Raw genomic sequence first — 24,164 nt, 5'->3', positions numbered from 1 at the left:
CGTCGCGCGCTTTTTGGAGGCGTAAACTTTGGAGAGACTCCATGATGTTAATTGAAGAAACCGCAGTGCCGAGCGAGGCCTTGCCAGTGGACGCCTTCAAAGCGCATTTGCGCCTTGGCACGGGCTTTTCCGAGGACACATTGCAAGAGCCTGTGCTGGAGAGCTTTTTGCGTGCGGCGATGTCTGCGATTGAGGCGCGTACAGGCAAGATACTGATTGAAAGAGATTTTTCTTGGACGCTGACGGCTTGGCGCGATGAAACAGGACAGGCTTTGCCTGTGGCGCCTGTGACGGCGCTCGAGGAGCTTGTCTTTGTGAGCCGTCTGGGTGTCGAGACGCCGCTGGCGAATAGCTTTTATGCGCTGGAGCAGGATATGCAGCGCCCGCGTGTGAAGCCTGTGGCTGGAGTTTTGCCTGCTGTGCCGACGGGGGGCGTTGTGCGCATCGGCTTTCGGGCAGGGTATGGCGCCCGCTGGGACAGCTTGCCGGCAGATCTCGGTCAAGCCGTGCTCTTGCTTGCGGCCTACTATTACGAATACCGCAACGAGACCAGCGTTGGTGAGGGTTATATGCCCTTTGGCGTTAGCTCTTTGATTGAGCGGTATCGTACGGTGCGGCTGTTTGCGGGGTCGGGACAATGAGTGTTCCGATGCTGAACCGTCAGCTTTTGCTCGAAGATCCTGTTCGTATTCCTGACGGGGCGGGGGGATTTACGATCACTTGGCAGCCGCTTGGCACGCTTTGGGCCGAGGTGAGCGCGCGCACTGGGCGTGAGACGCAGGGCGAGGCTGTACCGCTGGCACGGGTGGCTTACAAAATTCGCCTGCGCGCGGCGCCCTATGATGCAGAGATGCGCCCTAAGCCTGAACAGCGCTTTGTCGAAGGCGCGCGCATCTTTCGCATTGAAGCCGTGGTTGAAGATGACCTCACGGGACGGTTTTTGACCTGTCTGGCGGAAGAGGAGGTTGTGGCATGAGCTATGGTGTTTCTGCGGCGCTTCAGGCGGGCGTCTATCAGGCGCTGATCTCTGACTCTGATCTCGCGGCCCTCGTGGGCACAGCGATTTATGATGCAATCCCATCTGGCAGCCTGCCTGCGACTTATGTGGCACTCGGGCCTGAAAATGTGCTCGACAGCTCTGACAAGAGCGGCAGTGGAGCGCTGCATTTGTTCACCGTCTCGGTGGTGACGGACAGCGCGGGCTTTCAGGCGGCCAAGGATGTGGCGGGGCGGGTGAGCGATGTGCTTGTGGATGCACCTCTCGTGCTCACACGGGGTAGGCTCATCTACCTCGGATTTGACCGTGCGAGCGCCACCCGGGAGGGCACGGGCGCGACGCGCAGGATCGATCTGCGCTTTCGTGCGCGGGTCCAAGACGACATTTAACATACAGACAACATTGGAGATTTCCTATGACTGCACAAAACGGCAAAGAGCTTCTCATTAAGATCGATCTTACGGGTGATGGCCTGTTTGAAACCATCGCTGGCCTGCGTGCGACGCGGCTCAGTTTCAACGCGGAGAGCGTTGATGTGACCAGCCTTGAGAGTGCGGGCGGCTGGCGCGAAGTTCTGGGTGGAGCGGGCGTTAAGTCGGCGGCAATTTCGGGTTCTGGCGTCTTTAAGGATGCAGCCTCTGACGAGCGCGCGCGCCAGATTTTCTTTGACGGAGAAACACCTGATTTTCAGGTTTTTATACCCGATTTTGGCACAATTGAGGGCGCATTTCAGGTGGCGTCGATAGAATATTCGGGAAGCTACAACGGTGAGGCGACCTATGAGCTTTCGCTCAATTCTGCAGGAGCGCTCAGCTTCACGGCGGCGAGTGTCTGATGGGCAATCCTTTTGCTTCTGAAGTGGCGCTCGTCATGGACGGTGAGCGCCGCGTGCTCAAGCTCACGCTTGGGGCGTTGGCCGAGCTTGAGGCGGCGATGGGCGCGGATACGCTTGTCGACCTTGTGAGCCGCTTTGAGGCAGGCAGCTTCAGCACTCGCGATGTCATGAAGCTTATTGTTGCGGGGCTTCGGGGGGGGGGCTGGCAGGGGGCTTCAAGTGACTTGCTATCTGTCGAGATCAAAGGGGGGCCTATGGCTGCGGCGCGGGCGGCTGCGTTGCTTCTGGCGCGGGCCTTCATGCTGCCTGAGGGCCAGGATGGGGTTTGATTGGGCGGAGCTTCTGCGGCTTGGGCTGACACGGCTGGGTCTGAGGCCACATGAGTTTTGGGCGCTGACGCCTGTGGAGCTCATGCTGATGCTGGGGCCAGAAGCGCGCCTGCGTCCGATGGATAAGACCGGGCTTCAGGCGCTGCTTGAGGCTTATCCTGATAAGAAAGAACGAGGAAAAAAATGAGTGATTTTGATGCGTTGGACGACTTGGAGCTGAAGGCGGATGCCCTTGAGCAGAGTTTGGGCGCGGCCGCAGGTATGGCGGCGAGCTTTGATGTAGAGCTGCGGCGGGTGCGCGCGAGCTTTTCCGAAACGGGGCAAGAGGTTGCCACGCTTGAACGCGGGCTGAGCCGTGGCCTGAGGCGGGCGGTAGATGGTGTGGTGCTAGACGGAGCTAAGCTATCGGATGTGCTGGGCACGGTTGCGCAATCCATGATCAACGCGAGCTATTCGGCAGCTGTGAAGCCAGTGACTGACCATTTTGGCGGCCTCATCGCCAATAGCATTGGCAGCCTTGTTGGCGGGATATTTCCCTTCGCGCAGGGGGCAAGCTTTGTTCAAGGGAGGGTTATGCCATTTGCCAACGGGGGCGTGATCAATAGCCCAACGACCTTTCCTATGCGCGGAGGCACGGGGTTGATGGGCGAAGCGGGGCCGGAGGCGATTATGCCTCTTTCGCGCGGGGCAGATGGCAAGCTTGGCGTCAGGGCCGAGGCGGGTCGCGCCATCAATGTCGTGATGAATATCACAACACCGGATGCGGAGGGCTTTCGCCGCTCTCAAAGCCAGATCGCGGCACAAATGGGCCGTGTGCTCGCCCGTGGTAACCGCAACAGATAGGAGAAAGTCATGCATTTTCATGAGGTTAGATTTCCGACGAGTTTGAGCTTTGGGTCGTCTGGCGGGCCAGAGCGGCGCACGGATGTGGTGAGCCTTGCCAACGGGTTTGAGGAGCGCAACACGCCGTGGGCGCATTCGCGCCGCCGCTATGACGCTGGAATGGGGCTGCGTTCGATGGATGACATCGACGCTGTGTTGGCGTTTTTTGAGGCGCGTCGCGGGCGGATGCACGGCTTTCGCTGGAAGGATTGGACCGACTTTCAGACGGGGCGCCCCTCGCGCGAGGTTGGCTTTGAAGACGAGATCATCGCGGTTGGTGATGAGGTCACCACCGTCTTTCAGCTTGTGAAGGTGTATCGCTCTGGTGAGCAGACTTATGCGCGCCCGATTGCGAAGCCTGTGGAAGGCACATTGCGGATTGGCCTTGGAGGCGATGAGCAGAGTGAAGGGATTGATTTTACCGTGGATTACACCACGGGGCTGGTGACGTTTGTACACCCCCCGAGTGTGGGTGTCGAAGTCACGGCGGGATTTCACTTTGATGTTCCTGTGCGCTTTGACAGTGATCAGATTGTGGCTTCGGCGGCGACATTTGCGGCGGGAGACGTGCCGAGTGTGCCTGTTGTGGAGCTTCGGGTCTGATGGGGGGCGTTGGAGGCGATCTGCTCGCACATTTGCAGACTGGGGTCACGACTGTGTGCCGCTGTTGGGCGCTGACGCGCCGAGATGGAACGGTTCTGGGTTTTACCGACCACGATGCGGCACTGACATTTGAGGGCATCCGCTTTCGCGCTGATACGGGAATGAGCACGGCCACGCTACAGCAGGCGACGGGGCTTTCTGTGGACAACACTGAGACGATGGGCGCGCTCAGTGATGCGAGTATCAGCGAGGCCGATATTGAAGCGGGGCGGTATGACGGCGCCGATGTGCGCAGTTGGCTTGTCAATTGGGCGGATGTGAGTGCGCGCCATATCATGTTTGCTGGCACGATTGGCGAGCTGAGGCGCGGCAACGGGGCGTTTCACGCCGAGCTGCGCGGGCTAACGGAGGCTTTGGGCCGTCCTGTCGGACGAGTGTACCAAAAGCCTTGCACCGCCGTTCTTGGCGACAAACGCTGTGCTTTTGACACGACACGCGAAGGCTATTTTGATGAGCGCGCTGTCGAGAGTGTGCAAGAGGGCCGTGTTTTTCGGTTCGCAGGCATGACGGGGTTTGAGGAAGCATGGTTTGCTTTTGGAACGCTTGAAGGGCTGAGCGGCGCTTGCGAGGGGCTCAAGGGCGTTGTGAAGCGTGACTATTTTGAGGGCGACACCCGCGTGATTGAGCTCTGGCATCCGATGCGGGCCGCGATTGCGACAGGAGACACGATCCGACTTGTGGCGGGATGCGACAAGCGGATGCAGAGCTGTCGAACAAAGTTTGTCAACTTCCTGAACTTTCAGGGTTTTCCCGATATTCCGGGGGACAGCTGGCTTGCGGTTCAGCCGGCAAGCGCGGGGCAGACAGGCGGCGGGAGCAGACGGGCATGAATAATGTGACACAGGCGGCGCTGGAGGAAGCGCGGGCGTGGATTGGCACGCCGTACCATCATCAGGCTTCATTGAGGGGGGTGGGTACAGACTGCCTTGGTCTGTTGCGCGGGGTCTGGCGGAGTGTTTACGGAATAGAGCCTGAGGCTGTGCCTGCCTATACGCCTGATTGGTGTGAACCGCAGCGCGACGAACGCCTGTGGCAGGCCGCAGAGCGGCATTTGACCCCTGTGCCCGTGTCTCAGGCGCAGGCCGGAGACGTTCTTTTATTCAGGATGCGCAGCAGCGCTGTTGCCAAGCATCTTGGAATTATGTCGGCCAGCGGGGCTTTGCCTGCATTTATTCACGCCTATTCGGGGCATGCGGTGTTGGAAAGCCCGCTGACCGCGGCTTGGCAGCGCCGCGTTGTGGCGGTTTTTCGTTTTCCTGAGGAGGTGTCCTGATGGCGACCATTTTACTTTCTGCAGCTGGGGCTGCGCTTGGCGGCTCTGTTGGCGGGTCTGTTCTTGGGCTTTCAATGGCCGCTGTGGGCCGCTTTGCAGGAGCTACGCTTGGCCGAGCGATTGATCAGAAGGTTATGGGGCAGGGTTCTGACGTTGTGGAACATGGCCGTGTTGAGCGCTTTAGGCTCACGAGCGCGGGCGAGGGCGACCCTGTGGCTCAGGTGTATGGGCGCATGCGGGTCGCGGGGCATGTGATTTGGGCGAGCCAGTTTGCGGAGACCGTAACCACAACAGGTGGAGGCAAGGGCGCGCCATCGCGTCCGAAGACCAGCCAGTTCAGTTATACTGTGAGCATGGCGATTGGTCTGTGTGAAGGGCTTATCTCAGGTGTTGGACGCGTTTGGGCGGACGGTGCTGAGGTGGACCCTGAGAGCCTTGGGATGCGGGTTTATCGTGGATTGGCTGACCAGATGCCTGATCCGAAGATGGAGGCTGTGGAAGGCGCTGGGCAAGTGCCTGCGTATAGAGGCACGGCCTATGTCGTGCTTGAAGAACTCGCGCTTGAGCGCTTTGGCAACCGTGTGCCGCAGTTCGAATTTGAGGTGATGCGACCAACGCAGGCGCATCTTGAGGACGCTGGCGAGGATATGGCCCATGCCGTGCAGGCTGTCGCGATGATGCCTGGGAGTGGCGAATATACGCTCGCGACAACGCCTGTGCGGTATGACTATGGCGTGGGACGGGCGGCGCTTGCCAATGTGAATACGCCAGCAGGAAAGGCCGACTTTCGGGTGGCGACCGAGCGGATGATCACGGAGCTGCCCAATTTGAAGGCCAGTTCGCTGATCGTGAGCTGGTTTGGTGGTGATCTGCGTTGCGGCGAATGTGAGTTGCGCCCGAAGGTCGAGCAAAAGCTGCATGATGGGAGCGAAATGCCTTGGCGCGTGGCGGGGCTCTCGCGGGGATTGGCGCAAGAGGTGGTCAAGGACGCCAGCGGACGGCCTCTCTATGGTGGAACGCCTTCTGATCAGTCGGTGATCGAGGCCATCACGCATCTACGTGAACAAGGTGTTGAGGTGCTATATTACCCTTTTATCCTGATGGACCAGTTGGCAAGCAACTTCTTGCCCAATCCTTACACAGGCGAGATGGGGCAGCCTGCTTTTCCATGGCGTGGGCGGATTACGCTTTCCGACGCAGGCGGGACAGCGGCGGCGGATCAGGAGGTCGCTACGTTCTTTGGCACGGCCAGCGCCAGCAACTTTGCCGTGGCCAATGGCATTGTGAGTTACTCAGGCCCTGATGAATGGAGCTACAGACGCTTTATTCTGCACAATGCCGCGCTTTGTGTGGCGGCGGGAGGTGTGGACAGTTTCTCAATCGGCTCGGAGATGCGCGAGTTAACGAAAATCCGTGGCGCGGCGGGGTTTCCGGCTGTCGTGGCTTTGCAAGGCCTTGCTGCCGAGGTGCGCACGCTTTTGGGGCCTGATGTGAAAATCGGCTATTGCGCGGATTGGTCAGAATACTTCGGCTTTAACGAAAGTGGCGATCGACTGTTTCACCTCGATCCACTCTGGGCGGACGCCAATATCGATTTCATCGGGATCGACAATTACATGCCGCTGTCTGACTGGCGCGATGAAGAGGGTGAGGCAGATGGGGCTTTTGGCTCGGTCTATAACCTTGACTATCTTGAGCATAATATCCTCGGCGGCGAGGGATATGACTGGTTTTACCATTCACCCGAGGCAAGAGATGCGCAGATCCGAACACCAATCACGGATGTGGAGCACAGTGAGCCTTGGATATGGCGCTATAAGGACATTGTGGGCTGGTGGTCCTCTGATCACCACGAGCGCGTGAACGGTGTACGCTCGCAAGAGCCGACGGCGTGGGTGCCACAATCAAAGCCGATCTGGTTTACGGAGCTTGGCTGTGCTGCGATTGATAAGGGCACGAACCAACCCAACAAGTTTCTGGACCCGAAATCGAGCGAAAGCAGCTTGCCGCATTACTCGAACGGGCGCCGAGATGACTACCTTCAGGCGCAATATCTGCGCGCGATGCATCGCTTCTGGGCGCACCCTGAGAACAACCCTGTTTCTGTGGAGTATGACGGACCAATGCTTGACATGAGCCGCGCCTTTGTCTGGGCTTGGGATGCGCGGCCGTTTCCGCATTTTCCAGCGCTTGAGCCGGTCTGGAGCGATGGCGCCAACTATGGGCGCGGGCATTGGATCACGGGGCGGGCGTCTGCGCGCAGCCTTGCTTCTGTTGTGGCAGAGATATGTGAGCGTGTGGGGCTGCTCGCATATGATGTGAGTGATCTCAAAGGTATGGTTGAGGGCTATGCTGTAGGGCAGGTGGAGGAAGCGCGTGCGTCTCTTCAGCCGCTTATGCTGGCTTATGGCTTTGATGCTGTTGAGCGTGACGGGATACTTGTCTTTCTGATGCGCGATGGGCGACAAGACCATGCTCTGGAGGCCAGCGCTGTGGCGCTGAGCGAGGAACTGGACGCCGATGTAGAGCGGCTGCGGGCTTCGGACGCGGAGTTGATGGGCCGTGTACGGCTGCGCTTTATCCAGAGCGGTGCTGATTTTGAAACGGTTGCTGAGGAGGCTGTCTTGCCAGATGAGGCCTCGCAGGCTGTGGCGGCGTCGGAGCTGCCGCTTGTGATGCGGCGTGGCGCTGGGCGCCAGATTGTTGAGCGTTGGCTCTCTGAGGCAAGAGTAGCCCGAGACACTCTGCGCTTCGCGCTGCCACCGTCCAAGCTTGATGTTGCGGCAGGCGATGTCCTGCGCTTGCAGTTTGATGGTATTGAGCAGCTTCTGCGGGTTGATCGTGTCGAAATCGGGAAGGAGCAAATTGTGGAGGCGGTTCGGATCGAGTCTGAAGCATATAACCCTGTAGATATGGCGGAAGATGCGCCCTTGATGTCTGGATTCACGCCAGCTTTACCTGTCTTTCCGCTGTTTCTTGACCTACCGCTGATGCGCGGCGATGAAGTGCCTCACGCACCGCATCTTGCGGTGAGCGCTGAGCCTTGGCCCGGCTCGGCGGCGCTATACACATCAAGTGACGGTGACGGTTATCAGTTTGATCGGCTGATTGCCTCACGCAGTACTCTGGGTGTGCTGGAAACACCACTTAGGGCCGCTTGCGCGGGGCTGTATGACCGAGGATCAGTCGTCAACGTGCGGCTCACTTCGGGCAGTTTGGCTTCGGTGAGCGAGCTTGCGATGCTGAACGGGGCAAATTTGGCCGCGATTGGAGATGGTAGTCCCGAAAACTGGGAGCTGGTGCAGTTCCAAAACGCTGATCTTGTGGCCGATAAAACTTATGCGCTTACACGGCTGTTGCGCGGGCAGCTTGGCAGCGATGCGTGGCAGCCAAGTGAGTGGCCTGCAGGGAGTTACTTTGTCTTGCTCGACGGGCGACCCACGCAAGTGGATTTGCAGGCCTCAGAACGTGGGCTTGAGCGGTTTTATCGTGTGGGCCCTGCAAGCCGAGCCTCTGATGACGCGTCCTATACTGGCGTGTCGCAGGCGTTTGACGGAGTCGGCCTCAGGCCGCTCAGTCCCTGTCATTTGCGCGTGGCTTCAAACAGCGCTGTACATGTTGCAAGCTGGATTAGACGCACACGCGTTGGTGGGGATAGCTGGGAGGCCTTTGATGTCCCGCTTGGAGAGGAAAGCGAGCGCTATCTCGTTCGTGTGAGCTATGGAGCGCTGGTGGTGCGCGAGAGTGTCGTGACAGGCCCGACGTGGAGCTACACAGCGGCCGAGGCGGCGGCGGACGGCGCTGGGGGCGGTTTTCAGCTTTCTGTTGCGCAATTGTCCGCCGTTTATGGTGTGGGTGCTTTTGCGCATGTCGATATTAGCCTCTGAAGAGGGGCGTTATATATTTTGGAAGCGGTTGGGGGCAACCTTGGCCGCTTCTGTGCGTTTGTGCACATTTGGGTTGCAGGGATTTGGGTTTGTCACTCTCGTACGGTTGGCGTTATATTGGGGAGGCAAGCGCAAAGGATACTGTCATGCCGCAGCTCAAAACCAACCTCGCAAAGCTCGATCCTGTCTGGGCACAAATCAGGGGTGAAGCCGAGGAGGCTGTAAAGGCTGAGCCTCTTTTGGGCGGGCTCGTGCACGCGTGTATTCTGCATCACAACTCGATCGAGAAGGCGCTGGCTTATCGTATTTCGACGAAACTTGCCTCAAGCGAGATGTCCGAGCAAATCCTACGAGAGATTTGTGATGAGGCTTATGGCGCGGATGAGAGTCTTGCGATGAGTGCGCGCGCAGATATCGTTGCGGTCTATGATCGCGACCCCGCATGCCACCGTTTTTTGCAGCCGATCCTGTTTTTCAAGGGGTTTCAGGCGGTCCAGGGCTACCGTATTTCAAACTGGCTCTGGCGGGAGGGGCATAAAGACCTCGCTTATTTCTTTCAGATGCGCAGCTCTGAGGCTTTTGGCATTGATATTCACCCCGGAGCCAGGATCGGCAAAGGCATCATGATTGATCACGCACATTCGATCGTCATCGGGGAAACTGCGGTTGTGGGCGACAATGTCTCGATGCTGCATTCCGTGACGCTTGGCGGAACGGGCAAGGAAGAAGAAGACCGCCACCCTAAGATTGGCGATGGAGTCTTGATCGGTGCGGGGGCAAAAGTGCTCGGAAACATCAAGGTGGGCAATTGCTCGCGGATCGCGGCGGGTTCTGTTGTGCTGGAAGATATTCCAGCAAAGAAAACGGTTGCAGGTGTGCCTGCGCGCATCGTGGGAGAAGCAGGCTGTGCGACGCCGTCACAGACGATGAACCAAGTGATTGAGCGCGGATTTGACGACTGATCTGCTGTAGTCAGAAGAGTGCCTCTGGCCGACAGGTTTGTTTGAGGATCGTCCGCAAACCCCGAGTATATTCAGGGCATTAGGAAAGATAGAAGCGCTCCTGCCGTCTCTTCAGGTGCGGTGTCTGGGAAGAAATGACCACCTGGCATCCCTTTGCCTGTGACGTTTGAAAACCTGTCCTGCCATGTCCCCAGCACATCATAGGCTTTGGCCATTGGCCCGTCTGCGCCAAAGAGGATGAGTGCGGGTATGTCAAGCTGGCGCCCCAAGTCGGCCTCATCAAGAGCGAAGTCAATCTCGAGCGCTGCGCGATAGTCGTTGCACATGGCGGTAATTGTTTCGAGGTTGCGCCAGCTTGCGCGGTAGGCTGAGAGCTGATCAGGGGCAAAATCCGAGAGCACATTGGACCCCCAGCCTGTCAGGCAGCTTTCGAAGTAATGATCTGGATCATGGCTGATCAGAGTTTCGGGGAAGGGTGCAGGCTGGGCGAGAAAAAACCAGTGATAATAGCCTTTGGCGACCTGTGGTGTGAGTTCACTCAAGAGCAGATGGGTCGGGACAATATCCAAGAACGCGATTTTTGTGAGCCGTGCTGGGGCATCTAGCGCCATACGGTGGGCTGTGCGCGCGCCGCGGTCATGGCCGACGAGGGCGAAGCGTTCGTGACCGAGATGTGCCATAAGCTCCAACATGTCGCCGCCCATTGCGCGGAAAGAGTAAGCAGACACGCCATCAGGCTTTGAGGACGCGCCATAACCGCGCAGATCAGCTGTCACGACAGTGAAGTGCTTTGCCAGCAGCGGTGCGATCGTGCTCCACATCGCGCGGGTCTGGGGGAAGCCATGCAGTAGAAGGAGCGGCGGGCCGCTGCCTTCTACATTATAGGCGATCTCTGCGTCCGAGCCTGCGAAGCGCTTCATTTTTTGGTCATCTCTTCGAGGACGCGTGCCCAAGAGCGAATGCCTTTGTGGAAGCTCTCCATGTCATATTTTTCGTTGGGTGAGTGGATTTGGTCGTCATCTTTACCAAAGCCGATCAGCATGGCGTCCATGTTGAGGATATCTTTGAAAAAGCCCGCGATCGGGATCGATCCACCACAGCCGACATAGGCGGCAGCATCTGGCCATTCATCAGACAGAGCTTTGCGGGCTTGCTCGAAGGCGGGGTGAGAGACTGACATCTGCGCAGCGGGTGCACCTTTGTCACCCTTATAGCTGACTTTGTAATCGGATGGCACGGAGGCTTCGACGTAGGCCTTGAGCGCTGCGACAATCTTGGCTGGGTCTTGCTGACCGACGAGGCGGAAGGTGAATTTTGCATGCGCTTTGGAGGGCAAAACTGTCTTTGACCCGTCGCCTGTGTAGCCGCCCCACATGCCGTTGACTTCGCAGGTTGGGCGGGACCAGAGCTTTTCGAGCGGGGTACGGTCGACTTCGCCACCTTGCTCTGTCAGGCCGATGTCGCCGAGGAACTTGGCATGATCAAAGCTGAGCGCCTGCCATTGTGCACGGATTTCGTCGGAGAGTTCGGGGACATCGTCATAAAATCCATCAAGGGTGATGCGGCCCGTTTCGTCATGAAGACCTGCGATGATGTTTGACATCACGTGCAGGGGGTTGCGTACGAGGCCGCCATACATGCCTGAGTGCAAATCGCGGTCTGGGCCCGTGATTTCCACTTCTATACCTGCGAGGCCGCGCAGCATGGTGATGATCGCGGGGACGCGGCTTTCAAACAGCCCCGTGTCGCAGATGAGGGCGATGTCGGCTGTGAGCTCTTCGGCATTTTCCTTCATGAAGGGAATGAGCGAAGGAGAGCCGCTTTCCTCTTCGCCCTCAAAGAAGAAGGTGATCTGACAGGGCAGGGATCCATTGACTTCGCGCCATGCGCGGCAGGCCTCGACGAAAGTCATAAGTTGGCCTTTGTCATCCGATGAACCGCGTCCGCGGATCACGCGGCCTGCTGGTGTTTCTTCGATGGCGGGATCAAATGGGTCGCGATCCCATAGATTGAGTGGATCCACTGGTTGCACATCGTAATGACCATAAAACAGGATATGGGGGCCTTCGCCTGCGACGTGGCCGACGACCATCGGGTGACCGGGTGTGTCACGCTTTGTAGCCTCAGCGCCAATACTCTGAAGGTCGGCAACCAGCCAGTCAGCTGCTGTTTGGCAGTGGGCCGCAAAAGCGGGGTCTGTCGAGACAGAAGGAATGCGCAGAAGCTCTAGCAAGCGGTCTGTTGCAGCAGGGAGGTTGTTGTCGATCTGGTCGAGTACGGATTTGAGAGACACGGTTTGGACAGACATGGGCGCTCCTTGGCGTGATTTGGATTTAACGCAACCGTAACTCTGGGGATGGCAATGTCCAGTCGCGAAAAGATGTAACAGAAAAGCTGGTTTTCTTGATCTGCGTCAAATAAGAAGCACGCGGCAAAATGTAGCCTGTCGCTCTAGGGTGGCGCGATGTAGAGTTATTCACTATTGTGAATACGGGAATCTGCTCGCACACTGCGACCGCAGGACAAAAAGACCAAAAGGGGATCGCGCGTGGATTATTCTGCCAAGCTCGACGAAGCGCTGAACAAATTGCACGAAGAGGGCCGATACAGGACCTTTATCGACATTGAGCGCAAGCAGGGGCAGTTCCCCCATGCGACATGGCGTAAGCCTGACGGCTCTGAGACCCCGATCACTGTTTGGTGTGGGAATGATTACCTCGGTATGGGGCAGCATCCTGCTGTTATGGCGGCTATGCATGAGGCTATTGAAGCCACCGGTGCAGGCTCTGGCGGGACACGCAATATCTCTGGTACCACAGTGTATCATAAGCGTCTTGAGGCGGAACTTGCGGATTTGCATGGCAAAGAGGCGGCTCTTGTCTTTACTTCGGCCTATATCGCCAACGATGCGACATTGAGCACTTTGCCAAAGCTATTTCCTGGTCTGATTATTTACTCTGATGCGCTGAACCATGCGTCCATGATCGAAGGTGTGCGCCGCAATGGTGGTGCGAAGCGAATTTTCAAACACAATGATCTTGCTGATTTGCGGGCCAAGCTCGAGGCAGACGATCCCGCGGCGCCGAAACTGATTGCGTTCGAATCGATTTATTCGATGGATGGCGATTTTGGTCCTATCAAAGAGATTTGTGATCTGGCTGATGAATTCGGCGCAATGACCTATATTGACGAAGTGCACGCTGTTGGCATGTACGGTCCCCGCGGTGCTGGTGTGGCTGAGCAGCAAGGCTTGATGAACCGTATCGATATCATCAACGGCACATTGGCGAAGGCCTATGGTGTTATGGGGGGCTATATTGCTGCCTCTGACAAAATGTGTGACGCAATCCGTTCTTATGCACCGGGCTTTATCTTTACGACATCCTTGCCGCCTGCAATCGCGGCGGGCGCGGCGGCTTCTGTTGCGCACCTGAAGCAGGATCAAAGCTTGCGCGAGAAGCATCAGGAACAAGCAGCTAAACTGAAGCTGCGGCTGAAGGGGATGGGGCTGCCCATCATCGACCACGGCAGCCATATTGTGCCTGTGATCGTGGGCGACCCTGTGCACACCAAGGCGCTTTCTGATATGCTTTTGGAGAGCTTCGGGATTTATGTTCAGCCAATCAACTTCCCGACAGTGCCGCGTGGCACCGAGCGTTTGCGCTTTACACCGTCTCCTGTGCACGGACCACGGGAAATGGATAAGCTGGTAAACGCTATGGATGAGTTGTGGGCTCATTGTGCGCTGAATCGCGCCGAATTGGCGGGCTAAACGCACTGTTTCGTGCATTGCTACTTGAGATGTGCTAAAAAACGTACAAAGAAAAGGGCAAGCCGCTGCTTTCGCAGCGCGATTCGCTATAGGCGATAGGGGCAGCACGCATGATCAGGCGCAAAAACAAGCGCAGCGATGCAAGTGAGAACGTCGAACCGCGCTGGTTCGATGATTTTCAGCTGCGGCTTGGTGATATCATGCGCGGCGAGCGTGCCACGATGGGCAAATCGCTACTTGATGTCCAGCGCGAACTCCGGATCAAGGCCAGCTATATCGCAGCGATTGAAAATGCTGACCCAGACGCTTTTGACACCCCTGGTTTTATTGCTGGCTACGTGCGCTCTTATGCACGCTATCTTGGCATGGACCCTGATCGTGCTTTTGCAGCCTTCTGTGCCGAAAGCGGGTTTACGACGGCGCATGGGATGTCTGACGCGGCTTCGTCTGTTCGAAAAGAAACACAGCCCAAAAAGCAGAACAAACGTACAGATCGAGACCCGATGTTTGACGGGGCAACCCCTTTTGCACCAGGGGCTGAATCGATATTTTCTCGCATCGAGCCGGGAGCCGTGGGCTCACTTCTCGTTTTGGTTGCTTTGGTCGGTGCGCTTGGTTTTGGCGGTTGGACGGTTCTCAACGAGGTGCAGCGCGTTCAGCTTTCGCCTGTAGAGAATACCCCCGATGTTTTGGCCGATCTTGATCCGTTGGCACAAGCTGGACAAAATAATGCGCCAGAGCTTGGCGACACTAGCCCAGAGCTGACGGCAGCGGCTGATAGCTTTGATCGTCTCTATCGTCCGCAGGCACTTGATGTGCCTGTGCTCGTGGCAAGGGATGCGCCGATTGCGACGTTGCGCCCTGATGAGAACGGGACTTTTGCACGCTTACCGGAGGTAAGTTCGGATTCTGGGTTTGAAGCGACCGCTTTGATTACAGAAGGTGTGCGTGTCGTGGCTGCGCGCCCTGCTTGGGTCCGTATTCGCGACGGCGAAGGAACAGAGTTGTTCAGCGGCATTTTGAATGCTGGTGAAACCTTCGATGTTCCACAAGAAAACAGCGAGACGCCGGCGACCATTCGTGTGGGTGAGAGCGGCTCAATTTATTACATCGTAGATGGCAAAACCTATGGGCCGACTGGTCCGCGCGGCGCGATCACGGAAAGTTTCTCATTGGCCTCAGCTGATGTGAGTGCTGCGTTGCCAGAGGCCAATATTGCGCGTGACAGTGATTTGTCAGCGGTGCTTGCGGACCTTGGAGGAACACTTCCGACAGAGACAGCGGCTGTCCCTCAGGTATTTGAGCAACAGCAGGGTGTGGTGACAGTTATTGCAACACGTGAAGTTTGGCTTCGTGTGAAGGCGGCGTCAGGAACGATCCTTCATGAAGCTGTGATGCAGCCCGGCGATTTTTACACTGTGCCTCAAACAAGTGAACCAGCCACCATTCGTGCAGGTGATGCCGGCGCGGTCTACTTTGCCGCAAATGGAAACACCTACGGGCCGTATGGTGCACGTGGCGCGGTCGCGGACAATCTGCAGCTGACTGCCGAAACGTTGACCGCGGAGCTGAGCCAAGCCGACTGGGAGGCGATCGAGCCTTTGGCGCGTGCAGTGGCGCAGATCGACGCGGACGGTGCATTTGGTGTGTTGAGAGACTAAGCCACACATTGCACTGACGCTGCTTTCTCCCTATGTCTCAGCTGTATCTGACTTCCTGAGCATGAGGCCCCAATGTCTTTGAACCCCATTCGCCCGTGGCGCAATATTTATCGCCGTAAAAGCCGTCAGATTATGGTGGGTAATGTCCCTGTTGGCGGGGACGCGCCGATCTCGGTTCAAACAATGACCAATACGCTTACGACGGACGCCAAAGCGACGATAGCGCAGGTACAGGCTGCGGCAGAAGCTGGGGCAGATATCGTACGGGTGTCTGTGCCAGATGAGGACAGTGCCAAAGCGCTTAAGGAAATTGTGCGCGAGAGCCCTGTTCCGATTGTGGCGGATATTCACTTTCACTACAAACGCGGGATTGAAGCTGCGGAAGCTGGTGCTGCCTGTCTGCGTATCAACCCAGGTAACATTGGTGACGAGAAGCGCGTGGCGGAAGTGATCCGCGCTGCGCGAGACCACAATTGCTCGATCCGCATCGGTGTAAATGCCGGTAGCCTTGAAAAGCACCTCTTAGATAAGTACGGAGAGCCTTGCCCTGATGCCATGGTTGAGAGTGGGCTTGATCATATCAAAATCCTTCAAGACCACGACTTTCACGAGTTCAAAATCTCTGTCAAAGCCTCGGATGTCTTTATGGCTGCAGCAGCCTATCAGCAGCTTGCTGATGCTACCGATGCGCCTATTCACCTTGGGATCACAGAAGCCGGTGGGCTGACCTCTGGCACGATTAAATCATCGATTGGTATGGGTAGTCTGCTGTGGATGGGTATTGGTGACACGATCCGTGTGTCTCTCTCGGCTGATCCAATCGAAGAGGTGAAAGTTGGCTATGAGATTTTAAAGTCGCTTGGGCTGCGCCATAGAGGTGTGAACATTATTTCCTGCCCGTCCTGTGCGCGGCAGGGGTTTGATGTGATCAAGACTGTCGAGGCTTTGGAAAAAAGGCTAGAGCATATCAAAACACCTATGAGCCTCTCGATTATTGGCTGTGTTGTGAACGGTCCAGGTGAGGCCCTGATGACTGATGTCGGCTTTACTGGTGGTGGCGCAGGCGCCGGGACTGGAATGGTCTATATGGCGGGCAAGCAGGATCACAAGCTTGGTAACTATGATATGGTCGACCACATCGTTGATCTTGTTGAGAAGCGTGCTGCGGAGCTGGACGCTACAAGCGAGGCTTAAAGGCCGCTTAAAAACCGCCGTAGGACGGTTGCGGGCATCATACCGCGTAACATTTTGTCGGGCAGCACATAAAACGGCAAACTGTCGATTTCGAGAGCGGCTTGCAGGCTAGGGTGCCGTTCCAGGATCAGGACGTTGATACTCAAGCCTTGTGCTTGGGCTAGGGTCGTGAGCTCTTTTTCCGCGCGTGCACATACTGCACAGTCTGAACTGACAAAGAGTGCTATATCGTGGCCAGCAAACAGCGTTGGCCCGTGGAGCCTGATCAAAGCAAGATCTGAGTTTATTTCGTCTGCATAAGGCTGCGGTGTCAGAGCTCGCTCTACGATTTCTGGGTGTGCGAGTAAGACGGAGCGCACCTCTTCTCCAAATAAACGGCGCTCCCCATAGGAGAGCGCCGTAAAGTCGGTCTGCGAAGACACAGGTGCTGCGAAAAACGCTAGCGCTGCGCAGAGGCTCTTTTTCATTCGGAGCGAATGTCTTCTGCGATCTCCTGCATTTGGGCAAGTGGCATGTAGCCGCGCAAGATTTGGTCCCCCATTACAAAGGTCGGTGTTCCTGAAATATTGAGGCGCTGCCCAAGAGCGCGGTTTTCAGCGATGACCGCTGTCACCTCGTCGCTCTCCATCTTCGCAAGGATTGCGTCGGGATCGAGCGAAAGGGAGCTCGCCAAGGCCCTCAACACCGTCTCCTCAACGTCTGATTTCAATGTGATCAATGCATCTGAGACGGCTTTATAGGCCTCATCGCCTGCGACCAATTTGGTGGCAACAGCAAAGCGCGAGGACACAACCGAGGCTTCGCCCAAGATTGGGAATTCCTTAACGATAAATCGAATGTTTCCATCTGCCTCAATAAGCTGGGCGACTTCGTCGTGGGCTTTGCGACAGTAGCCGCAGCGATAGTCGACGAACTCGACCAGTGTCAGGTCGCCTTCTAGGTTTCCGCCCACAAAAGAATTGGCATCCTCAAAAAGATCAGCACCGTTCACCTGAACAAGTGAGGCGTCAGCGTCGGCTTGCTGCCCTGCCTGACGTTCTTCCAAAACAGCGACGGCTTCCATTATCACTTCTGGGTTTTCCAGAAGGTAGGTGCGAATTTCGTTTTGGAAGGCTGCGCGCTCGGCAGCCGTCATCGCTGCGAGATCAAGCGCTGCAAGTGGGCTTGTTGTAAGGCTTGCCATAAGAGCAAAGGCTGCTGTTGTTTTTGTCATTTCTTTCTCCGTGAATTTATGGCGCTTTCTGAGGCAAAGAGCACATCCTGTGCGCGTTGCCAACCAGGGGAGCCGCGTTTGAGCAGGTCAAATGCGCGCTTGGCGTGGATCGTGGCGTCTTTTGGCCGACCGAGCAGTGCATACCGCTCAGCTGTCAGCAATGAGGCCATCCCTGCATTGCCCAATTGGGCGTATGCGCCACCAAGATCCCGCAAGACGCGGGCATCGCGCTGCTCAATATTGGCGGAGCGTTCAAGATGGGGCAGGGCGGCTTTGGGATTGCCTGAGACCAGCAGAGCATGTCCATATTGCCCTACGATCAGGGCGTTTCTTGGAGCAAGTGCCACGGCTTTTGAATAGGCGGAGAGGGCCGCATTATATTGGCGCTGCTCCAAGAGTATTTGGCCGTGAAGTTCATGCAGGTATGGATCATTTGGAGCGGCTGCAATCAAGCTCGCCATTGTCTTGAGGGCGTCACTGCCTTTGCCTGACCGATGCCAAGCTATGGCTTTGCGCATTTGTGCGACGTCTTTATGTCCACTGTCACCTGCTCGGCGCAGTGTCCATTTTGGGGCGCGGTAAAATGCGCCTAGTTTTCCCTTGGCGCGGGCAAACCAGTAATTTGCAGTTGGGTTGCTCGCAAACTGGCCTTGGTAAGCTGAGGTGGCTGCTTGCATTGCGCGCAGGCGGTCACGCGACAACGGATGTGAGCGAGCGTATGGATCTTGCCGGCCAGCTGAGAGCAAGTCTTGACCAGCAAAGATGTCCATCACTTCAACTGAGCCTGCCGGATCAACGCCTGCGCGTGTCAGGTAGCGGATGGCTGACTGATCTGCTGAAGCTTCCTCGGCGCGTGTATGGGAGAAAAACGAGCGTTGTGCTGCGCTTTGCATGCCGATCCCGATTGCGGCACCAGCCTCGGAGCCACCAGCCGCGCCTGCTGCGGCGGCTAAAGCGAGCCCGAAGGCGGCAAGGCTTTGAGCTGCGCGCGCGTTGGCAGGGCGTCGGGCCAAATGACCGTTGGCGATATGAGCAGCCTCATGCGCAATGACGGACTGGAGCTGCTCTGCTGTTTCGAGTTTGAGCAAAAGCCCTGCGTGAATAAAGATATGTTCGCGGTCAATCACGAAGGCATTGAGTGAGGAGTCATCGACGACAAGAACGGACATGCGCCCAGCGGGTAAGCCTGCTGCATTGAGCACGGGGGTGGCCAGCTGTTTGAGACTCTGTTCGATATCAGGATCACGCAACAGCGATACAGCCCATGCATGAGATGCCGTGAGAGCCACCATCAGGCATGCGGCCAGCGTTGATTTCAAACTGCGTTGCATTGACCTTACCTGACACCCGCTCCAAAAGCTTGGAGAGAGAATAGGAGAAAAGTTATGCGGAACTCAAGGCGCGGCGCGGTTGATCCCTTTATTGTGATGGACGTCATGGAGGAGGCCCGTGCTGCGGAGGCTGCAGGGCGCTCGATCATCCATATGGAAGTGGGTCAGCCCGGTACGGCTGCGCCCAGAGGTGCGCGGGCGCATTTGACTGAGGCAATGGAGGCCTCGCCGCTTGGGTACTCGGTTGCACTTGGGCTGCCCGAGTTGAGGGCGCGTATTGCCCAGCATTACCATGACAAACATGGTGTGAACTTGTCTCCCGAGCGTGTGATTATCACGTCTGGGTCCTCTGGGGCGTTCATATTGGCCTTCACCGCGCTCTTTGAAGCGGGCGCGCGGGTTGGCCTTGGGGAGCCCGGGTATCCGAGCTATCGCCAGATCCTGAAAGCGCTAGATGTGAAGCCCGTCGGATTGCCGACAAGCGCTGAAAACCGCTTTCAGCCTGTGCCGAGTGACTTTGCGGGGCTTGAACTTGACGGCCTTCTTGTGGCTTCGCCAGCAAACCCTTCCGGCACGATGCTGACACGTGAGGCGATGCAGGCCCTTATTGATGCCTGTGCTGAGAGCGAAACAGCTTTTATTTCGGACGAAATATATCAGGGTATTGAGTATGAAGGTGAGGCTGTCTCGGCACTTGAGCTTACTGATGAGTGCTATGTGATTAACTCATTCTCCAAGTATTTTTCTATGACAGGCTGGCGCATTGGCTGGATGGTTGTACCTGAGGAGCACGTACGTCTGATCGAGAGGCTGGCGCAGAATATGTTTATCTGCGCACCGCATGCCAGCCAAGTCGCGGCGCTCGCTGCTTTCGGGTGTACTGAAGAGCTTGAGGCGAATTTGGCAGTCTATAAGGCCAATAGAGATCTGATGATTGTAGAGCTCCCCAAGGTGGGCTTGAGCAACTTCGCTCCACCTGATGGGGCGTTTTACATTTATGTAGATGTGAGCCATCTCACCAATGATAGTCGTGCGCTGGCCTCTGACATACTCGCAAAAGCTGGTGTTGCTGTGACGCCTGGTATCGATTTTGATCCTGAACGAGGACAAACGACACTGCGCTTGTCATATGCGCGCTCAACTGAAGAGATCCGCGAAGGTTTGCTACGGCTCAAAGCGTATTTTGACAGATAGAAGCTTCCCTGAGGGGGGCTTTGGCGCTATGCTTAGGCGAAAGAAATAGGCGGTCATGAGCAGGCTATTAGCAGTTATTACGGTGGTGTTTGCCTTAATTGGTGGGGTTTCTTGGCTTGTGCCGTCAGCGAGTGCCCAGTCCCTGAGTGGCTTGGCGCGCGTTGATCCATCACTGAGCGGTGCAAGCTTGCAGAGGGGGGCCTTGACGCTCACACTGACGCTCAGTCAGCCCGTACCCTATCGTGTTTATACCTTGGATGAACCACGCCGCCTTGTGCTTGATTTTCGTGAGGTAGATTGGGCTGGGGTTTCTGAAGAGCTTTTCGCCGAAGCCAAAGCGTTGACGAGCGTGCGTTTTGGCGGCTTTCGCCCTGGATGGTCACGCATGGTTGCGGAGCTTGGGGGGGCTTTTACGCTAAGATCAGCAGAGATGAGCCGTGACGACCAGAGGGGAACGGCTGTGCTCACGGTTGTTCTCGATACATCCGATGAGGCGACGTTTGCAGACCGAGCAGGGCCGCCCAAGGGCGATGTCTGGCCTGATCCGGTTGCTTCGCTGCCGCGCAAGCAAACTGGACGGGTTCTGGTTGTCCTCGATCCTGGGCATGGCGGCATTGATCCCGGAGCTTCGCGGGAAGGCCAAACGGAAAAAGAGCTTATGCTCGCTTTTGCGCGTGAAATAGAGGAAGAACTTAGACGGCTCCCCAATGTCGACGTGCTTTTGACGCGCACGGACGACAACTTTGTTTCACTTGAGCGCCGCGTGGCTATGGCCCATCAAGCGGAGGCTGATATCTTTATCTCGCTACATGCCGATGCGCTGAGCGAAGGTCATGCGCATGGAGCGACTGTTCACACGTTGGCCGATGACGCCACTGATGAGGCTTCGGCTCTGTTGGCTGAGCGGCATGATCGGGCTGATATGCTTTCAGGGACAGACCTCACGGGTCAAGATGATGTGGTTGCTGATGTCTTGCTCGATCTTGCGCGACAGGAGACACAGCCGCGGACGGAGCGTTTGGCCAAAGCGATTGTGGGCGGTCTCGAGATAAAGGGGGCGCCTCTCAACCGGCGGCCATATCGTGCAGCTGCTTTTTCTGTGCTCAAAGCGGCTGACATTCCTTCGATCTTGCTGGAGATCGGGTTTCTGTCGAGTGACCGCGATTTTGAAAATGTTGTTGATCCTTTGTGGCGTCGCAAAATGGCGGAGGGAATCCGAGATGGTATTCAGGCCTGGATCCTCGCGGATGAAGCCATCCGCCGCGTGGTCCGTCAATGAGCACGCTTGCCAAGACGCGGGCGGAACTGGCGAAAACCAGCCCAAATTCACTGTCAGTTGATTTTGACCTCGTCGTGCCTTGGGCGTATAGACAGGGCGCGCGCATCAGGGGAAACACGTGATTAGATTCTTGTTCTCGGCCCTCGGGGGCCTTTTTAGCCTCATCACCCTCGGTCTTATGGCTGTGGCGCTTTCTATTGGTGCGATTTTTTACATTTATGGCCAAGACCTGCCAAGCCATGAAAGCCTCTCACAGTATCAGCCGCCCACTATCAGCCGCATCTACTCGGGTGAGGGGCGCATGCTCGACGAATTCGCGCGCGAACGCCGTCTGTTTACACCAGCCGAAGAAATCCCGCAGCTTGTGAAATATGCGTTTATCAGCGCGGAAGATAAGAATTTCTATGTGCACCAGGGCTATGACACGCGCGGTATCGCGTCAGCTGCTGTTGACGCCATGAAGGGTGGAAGTGTGCGTGGGGCTTCGACCATTACCCAGCAGGTCGTTAAGAATTTTCTACTCTCGGCTGACCGCCAGGCCGAACGTAAGATCAAAGAGATTATCCTTGCTACGCGGCTTGAGGAAACACTGGATAAGGAGCGTATTCTCGAGCTCTACCTGAACGAAATTTTTCTCGGGCAGAACTCTTTTGGTGTGACTGCAGCCGCGCAGGCTTATTTTAACAAAACCTTGAGCGAACTGGCCCCACATGAAGCTGCTACCTTGGCGTCTATGCCAAAGGCTCCCGGGCGTTTTCACCCTGTTCGAAACAAAGAGCGTGTGCTTCAACGGCGAAATTTTGTTCTGAAGGAAATGTTTGAGAACGGCTACATTTCTGAAGCTGTGTACAAATCTGAACGCGAGCTTCCACTTCGGTCGGTTCAGAATGGTGACTTTGAGCCGTTCAAAGACGGCTTGCCGCCACGCGACTATTTTACAGACGAAATCCGCCGGCAGCTCTCAAATGATTTCGGTGAAGAAGAGTTTTTCACGGGTGGTATGACTGTGCGCGCAACGATTGATCCTGAGATGCAGGAAGTTGCGGCGGCGGCTCTTCAGCGCCAGCTGGAGCAGTTTGACCGTGGTGTTGGTCGCTGGCGCGGGACCGGTAAAAGCATTTCGGCAGAAAACCTAGCAACTGAGGCGGATTGGCGAGAGGCCTTGGCCGGAACCAACGTACCGCGGGACATTAATCTGGAGAGCCATTGGTTCCCCGCTGTTGTGCTTGAAATTGCGGACCAATCCATGCGTATTGGTATCGAGGGCATCAGCGAGACAGAGGCAGAGCCTTTTGTTATCCCACGTAAAGATATTTCATGGTTGCGCGGCGGTTTTGGTGACAGTTTCAAAATCGGAGATGTTGTGCTTGTTCGGCGCATGACAACGGGCGACGAAGGAGCAGGAGACTTTATCCGCTGGACGCTAAGGCAGGTACCTGAAGTGCAGGGCGGTTTCATGGCTATGGATGTGAACACAGGCCGCGTGATTGCTATGCAGGGTGGGTTTTCTTACCAGCATTCTGTTTTCAACCGCGCCACACAGGCGAGACGCCAGCCCGGGTCTTCGTTTAAACCATTTGTGTATGCGTCGGCACTTGATAGCGGATATACGCCTGCAACGATTGTTGTTGATGCGCCGATTGAGATCAACACGCCACAAGGCCTTTGGAGGCCGCAAAACGCCTCGAACCGCTACTATGGGCCCACCCCGCTGCGCACTGGGATCGAGCAATCGCGAAACCTGATGACCATTCGTCTTGCACAGGAAGTTGGGATGGACGTGGTAGCTGATTATGCTGAGCGTTTTGGAGTCTATGATGGAATGGGACGCTTTTTGGCGAACTCGCTCGGCTCGGAAGAGACCACACTCTACAAAATGGTGTCGGCCTATGCCATGTTTGCCAACGGTGGGCAGCGTGTTGAGCCGACATTGATTGACCGCGTTCAAGACCGATATGGCAAGACCGTCTATAGACACGATGACCGAGTGTGTACTGACTGTGTTAACCCAACGCTGCCCCGGTCTGAAGCGCCTGTGATTGTAAACAACCGTGAGCGCGTCATGAATGCTGTGACCGCGTATCAGCTCACATCCATGATGACAGGGGTTGTGTCTCGCGGAACGGCGAGCAAATCGGTGAATCTGGGTGTGCCTGTTGCGGGTAAAACTGGTACAACCAATGATGCCAAAGATGTTTGGTTCATTGGTTTCACAAACAATATCGTGGCGGGCTGTTATATTGGGTTTGATAATCCGCGCTCTATGGGCAGCGGCGCGTCAGGCGGTGGGATGTGTGGTCCTGTTTTCCAGAGGTTCATGAGTTCTGCGATCAAGAAGTATGGGGCTGGTAAATTCCGTGCGCCGAAAGAATGCGAATTCATCAAAATCGACCGTTTTACGGGTGCGCGCTTGTCAGACAGCGCTGAGGGCGATCATGTTGTTATCGAATGCTTCCGCGAGGGGGAGCAGATCGACTTCGGGATCACTTTTGATGGTGGTTTCGCGATGGGAGCTAACCTGCCTCTCGTTCGCGAAACGGAAGCGGCCAAGCAAGTCACGACCTCAACAGGCAAAAAAGCCGTTGTTGGTCCCAAAGCTGGCTTTGGAACGCTTAGCTCGGGCGGACTTTATTAAACATGCGGGCGTCTGAGCCTGCGCTTGCCGCTGGCTCGGAGCTACGCTATCAGTCCC

Annotated in this window: 23 protein-coding genes; 18 read left to right on the top strand and 5 right to left on the bottom strand. The window is 56.5% G+C overall.

What is annotated here, in order from left to right; translation table 11 throughout:
- Positions 1 to 41 precede the first annotated feature (41 nt).
- The 12 genes from DSM117340_RS08905 to cysE all read left to right on the top strand — a co-directional run bounded on the left by DSM117340_RS08905 (position 42) and on the right by cysE (position 9,828).
- On the top strand, positions 42 to 641 hold the full coding sequence (locus DSM117340_RS08905) for a head-tail connector protein (protein WP_089891579.1): 600 nt from the start codon (positions 42 to 44) through the stop codon (positions 639 to 641).
- On the top strand, positions 638 to 976 hold the full coding sequence (locus tag DSM117340_RS08900; RefSeq protein ID WP_089890242.1) for a head-tail adaptor protein: 339 nt from the start codon (positions 638 to 640) through the stop codon (positions 974 to 976). Before DSM117340_RS08905 ends, DSM117340_RS08900 begins: the two co-directional genes overlap by 4 nt.
- Positions 973 to 1,386: a DUF3168 domain-containing protein gene (locus DSM117340_RS08895; RefSeq protein WP_089890244.1), complete on the top strand. Its 414-nt coding sequence runs from the start codon at positions 973 to 975 to the stop codon at positions 1,384 to 1,386. Before DSM117340_RS08900 ends, DSM117340_RS08895 begins: the two co-directional genes overlap by 4 nt.
- A 26-nt stretch (positions 1,387 to 1,412) precedes the next feature.
- Positions 1,413 to 1,832, top strand: a complete 420-nt coding sequence (locus DSM117340_RS08890; protein ID WP_089890247.1) for a phage major tail protein, TP901-1 family — start codon at positions 1,413 to 1,415, stop codon at positions 1,830 to 1,832.
- A complete protein-coding gene (locus tag DSM117340_RS08885) occupies positions 1,832 to 2,161 on the top strand; it encodes a gene transfer agent family protein (protein WP_089890248.1) in 330 nt (109 codons plus the stop codon). Before DSM117340_RS08890 ends, DSM117340_RS08885 begins: the two co-directional genes overlap by 1 nt.
- Positions 2,151 to 2,348, top strand: a complete 198-nt coding sequence (locus DSM117340_RS08880) for a rcc01693 family protein (RefSeq protein WP_089890251.1) — start codon at positions 2,151 to 2,153, stop codon at positions 2,346 to 2,348. Before DSM117340_RS08885 ends, DSM117340_RS08880 begins: the two co-directional genes overlap by 11 nt.
- Positions 2,345 to 3,004, top strand: a complete 660-nt coding sequence (locus tag DSM117340_RS08875; RefSeq protein ID WP_089890254.1) for a phage tail tape measure protein — start codon at positions 2,345 to 2,347, stop codon at positions 3,002 to 3,004. The genes DSM117340_RS08880 and DSM117340_RS08875 overlap by 4 nt, the downstream gene beginning before the upstream one ends.
- 9 nt (positions 3,005 to 3,013) lie before the next feature.
- Complete coding sequence (locus DSM117340_RS08870; protein ID WP_271437236.1) at positions 3,014 to 3,646, top strand: DUF2460 domain-containing protein; 633 nt, start codon at positions 3,014 to 3,016, stop codon at positions 3,644 to 3,646.
- The gene (locus DSM117340_RS08865; RefSeq protein WP_089890259.1) at positions 3,646 to 4,536 is read left to right on the top strand and encodes a DUF2163 domain-containing protein; all 891 of its coding nucleotides are present in this window, start codon (positions 3,646 to 3,648) and stop codon (positions 4,534 to 4,536) included. The genes DSM117340_RS08870 and DSM117340_RS08865 overlap by 1 nt, the downstream gene beginning before the upstream one ends.
- Positions 4,533 to 4,979 carry an NlpC/P60 family protein gene (locus DSM117340_RS08860; RefSeq protein ID WP_089890262.1) on the top strand — a complete coding sequence of 149 codons (447 nt, stop codon included), beginning with the start codon at positions 4,533 to 4,535 and terminating at the stop codon, positions 4,977 to 4,979. Before DSM117340_RS08865 ends, DSM117340_RS08860 begins: the two co-directional genes overlap by 4 nt.
- The gene (locus DSM117340_RS08855) at positions 4,979 to 8,866 is read left to right on the top strand and encodes a glycoside hydrolase TIM-barrel-like domain-containing protein (RefSeq protein WP_089890265.1); all 3,888 of its coding nucleotides are present in this window, start codon (positions 4,979 to 4,981) and stop codon (positions 8,864 to 8,866) included. The genes DSM117340_RS08860 and DSM117340_RS08855 overlap by 1 nt, the downstream gene beginning before the upstream one ends.
- A gap of 146 nt (positions 8,867 to 9,012) precedes the next feature.
- Positions 9,013 to 9,828: a serine O-acetyltransferase gene (cysE, locus tag DSM117340_RS08850; protein ID WP_089890268.1), complete on the top strand. Its 816-nt coding sequence runs from the start codon at positions 9,013 to 9,015 to the stop codon at positions 9,826 to 9,828.
- Positions 9,829 to 9,899: 71 nt separating this feature from the next.
- Here the strand turns inward: cysE and DSM117340_RS08845 are convergent, their stop codons facing one another.
- Together DSM117340_RS08845 and DSM117340_RS08840 are read right to left on the bottom strand one after the other, a co-directional pair.
- Positions 9,900 to 10,748, bottom strand: a complete 849-nt coding sequence (locus DSM117340_RS08845; protein WP_089890272.1) for an alpha/beta hydrolase — start codon at positions 10,746 to 10,748, stop codon at positions 9,900 to 9,902.
- Complete coding sequence (locus DSM117340_RS08840) at positions 10,745 to 12,121, bottom strand: dipeptidase (RefSeq protein ID WP_089891584.1); 1,377 nt, start codon at positions 12,119 to 12,121, stop codon at positions 10,745 to 10,747. The genes DSM117340_RS08845 and DSM117340_RS08840 overlap by 4 nt, the downstream gene beginning before the upstream one ends.
- 255 nt (positions 12,122 to 12,376) lie before the next feature.
- On the opposite strand from DSM117340_RS08840, the gene hemA reads away from it, so the two are divergent.
- From hemA to ispG, 3 genes are all read left to right on the top strand, one after another.
- The gene (hemA, locus tag DSM117340_RS08835) at positions 12,377 to 13,600 is read left to right on the top strand and encodes a 5-aminolevulinate synthase (protein WP_089890275.1); all 1,224 of its coding nucleotides are present in this window, start codon (positions 12,377 to 12,379) and stop codon (positions 13,598 to 13,600) included.
- Between the two features lie 110 nt (positions 13,601 to 13,710).
- Positions 13,711 to 15,261 (top strand): helix-turn-helix domain-containing protein, encoded by a 1,551-nt coding sequence (locus DSM117340_RS08830; RefSeq protein WP_089890277.1) that lies wholly within the window; start codon positions 13,711 to 13,713, stop codon positions 15,259 to 15,261.
- Positions 15,262 to 15,333: 72 nt separating this feature from the next.
- Positions 15,334 to 16,455, top strand: coding sequence for a flavodoxin-dependent (E)-4-hydroxy-3-methylbut-2-enyl-diphosphate synthase (gene ispG, locus DSM117340_RS08825; protein ID WP_089890279.1), 1,122 nt, complete (start codon positions 15,334 to 15,336; stop codon positions 16,453 to 16,455).
- On the opposite strand, the gene DSM117340_RS08820 is transcribed toward ispG, so the two are convergent.
- The 3 genes from DSM117340_RS08820 to DSM117340_RS08810 are packed head-to-tail and all read right to left on the bottom strand — an operon-like array spanning position 16,452 to position 18,999.
- Positions 16,452 to 16,922, bottom strand: a complete 471-nt coding sequence (locus DSM117340_RS08820) for a hypothetical protein (RefSeq protein WP_089890282.1) — start codon at positions 16,920 to 16,922, stop codon at positions 16,452 to 16,454. The two genes, ispG and DSM117340_RS08820, sit on opposite strands and share 4 nt — an antisense overlap.
- Entirely contained in the window at positions 16,919 to 17,668 is a 750-nt protein-coding gene (locus DSM117340_RS08815) for a DsbA family protein (protein ID WP_089890285.1), read from the bottom strand. The genes DSM117340_RS08820 and DSM117340_RS08815 overlap by 4 nt, the downstream gene beginning before the upstream one ends.
- Positions 17,665 to 18,999 (bottom strand): M48 family metalloprotease, encoded by a 1,335-nt coding sequence (locus DSM117340_RS08810; RefSeq protein WP_089890288.1) that lies wholly within the window; start codon positions 18,997 to 18,999, stop codon positions 17,665 to 17,667. The genes DSM117340_RS08815 and DSM117340_RS08810 overlap by 4 nt, the downstream gene beginning before the upstream one ends.
- Before the next feature lie 54 nt (positions 19,000 to 19,053).
- On the opposite strand from DSM117340_RS08810, the gene DSM117340_RS08805 reads away from it, so the two are divergent.
- The 3 genes from DSM117340_RS08805 (at position 19,054) to DSM117340_RS08795 (ending at position 24,107) form a co-directional block, all read left to right on the top strand.
- On the top strand, positions 19,054 to 20,193 hold the full coding sequence (locus DSM117340_RS08805; RefSeq protein WP_089890291.1) for an aminotransferase class I/II-fold pyridoxal phosphate-dependent enzyme: 1,140 nt from the start codon (positions 19,054 to 19,056) through the stop codon (positions 20,191 to 20,193).
- A gap of 55 nt (positions 20,194 to 20,248) precedes the next feature.
- Positions 20,249 to 21,472, top strand: a complete 1,224-nt coding sequence (locus DSM117340_RS08800) for an N-acetylmuramoyl-L-alanine amidase (protein WP_089890293.1) — start codon at positions 20,249 to 20,251, stop codon at positions 21,470 to 21,472.
- 118 nt (positions 21,473 to 21,590) lie between these two features.
- On the top strand, positions 21,591 to 24,107 hold the full coding sequence (locus DSM117340_RS08795) for a PBP1A family penicillin-binding protein (RefSeq protein WP_354689577.1): 2,517 nt from the start codon (positions 21,591 to 21,593) through the stop codon (positions 24,105 to 24,107).
- Positions 24,108 to 24,164: the final 57 nt, after the last annotated feature.

This window comes from Lentibacter algarum (genome assembly GCF_040580765.1).
GTDB lineage: Bacteria > Pseudomonadota > Alphaproteobacteria > Rhodobacterales > Rhodobacteraceae > Lentibacter > Lentibacter algarum.
Note: the sequence above shows the minus strand (reverse complement) of the source record. Positions and strands in the feature narration are given on the sequence as shown.

Bases quoted from the DNA above. Each gene is read 5' to 3' on its own strand.
- DSM117340_RS08815 (WP_089890285.1), bottom strand. From the start codon at position 17,668: ATGACAAAAACAACAGCAGCCTTTGCTCTTATGGCAAGCCTTACAACA.
- DSM117340_RS08845 (WP_089890272.1), bottom strand. From the start codon at position 10,748: ATGAAGCGCTTCGCAGGCTCGGACGCAGAGATCGCCTATAATGTAGAA.
- DSM117340_RS08880 (WP_089890251.1), top strand. From the start codon at position 2,151: ATGGGGTTTGATTGGGCGGAGCTTCTGCGGCTTGGGCTGACACGGCTG.
- DSM117340_RS08860 (WP_089890262.1), top strand. From the start codon at position 4,533: ATGAATAATGTGACACAGGCGGCGCTGGAGGAAGCGCGGGCGTGGATT.
- DSM117340_RS08890 (WP_089890247.1), top strand. From the start codon at position 1,413: ATGACTGCACAAAACGGCAAAGAGCTTCTCATTAAGATCGATCTTACG.
- DSM117340_RS08885 (WP_089890248.1), top strand. From the start codon at position 1,832: ATGGGCAATCCTTTTGCTTCTGAAGTGGCGCTCGTCATGGACGGTGAG.
- DSM117340_RS08800 (WP_089890293.1), top strand. From the start codon at position 20,249: ATGAGCAGGCTATTAGCAGTTATTACGGTGGTGTTTGCCTTAATTGGT.
- DSM117340_RS08830 (WP_089890277.1), top strand. From the start codon at position 13,711: ATGATCAGGCGCAAAAACAAGCGCAGCGATGCAAGTGAGAACGTCGAA.
- cysE (WP_089890268.1), top strand. From the start codon at position 9,013: ATGCCGCAGCTCAAAACCAACCTCGCAAAGCTCGATCCTGTCTGGGCA.
- DSM117340_RS08900 (WP_089890242.1), top strand. From the start codon at position 638: ATGAGTGTTCCGATGCTGAACCGTCAGCTTTTGCTCGAAGATCCTGTT.
- DSM117340_RS08870 (WP_271437236.1), top strand. From the start codon at position 3,014: ATGCATTTTCATGAGGTTAGATTTCCGACGAGTTTGAGCTTTGGGTCG.
- DSM117340_RS08810 (WP_089890288.1), bottom strand. From the start codon at position 18,999: ATGCAACGCAGTTTGAAATCAACGCTGGCCGCATGCCTGATGGTGGCT.
- DSM117340_RS08905 (WP_089891579.1), top strand. From the start codon at position 42: ATGATGTTAATTGAAGAAACCGCAGTGCCGAGCGAGGCCTTGCCAGTG.
- DSM117340_RS08865 (WP_089890259.1), top strand. From the start codon at position 3,646: ATGGGGGGCGTTGGAGGCGATCTGCTCGCACATTTGCAGACTGGGGTC.
- DSM117340_RS08875 (WP_089890254.1), top strand. From the start codon at position 2,345: ATGAGTGATTTTGATGCGTTGGACGACTTGGAGCTGAAGGCGGATGCC.
- DSM117340_RS08895 (WP_089890244.1), top strand. From the start codon at position 973: ATGAGCTATGGTGTTTCTGCGGCGCTTCAGGCGGGCGTCTATCAGGCG.
- ispG (WP_089890279.1), top strand. From the start codon at position 15,334: ATGTCTTTGAACCCCATTCGCCCGTGGCGCAATATTTATCGCCGTAAA.
- DSM117340_RS08855 (WP_089890265.1), top strand. From the start codon at position 4,979: ATGGCGACCATTTTACTTTCTGCAGCTGGGGCTGCGCTTGGCGGCTCT.
- DSM117340_RS08805 (WP_089890291.1), top strand. From the start codon at position 19,054: ATGCGGAACTCAAGGCGCGGCGCGGTTGATCCCTTTATTGTGATGGAC.
- DSM117340_RS08820 (WP_089890282.1), bottom strand. From the start codon at position 16,922: ATGAAAAAGAGCCTCTGCGCAGCGCTAGCGTTTTTCGCAGCACCTGTG.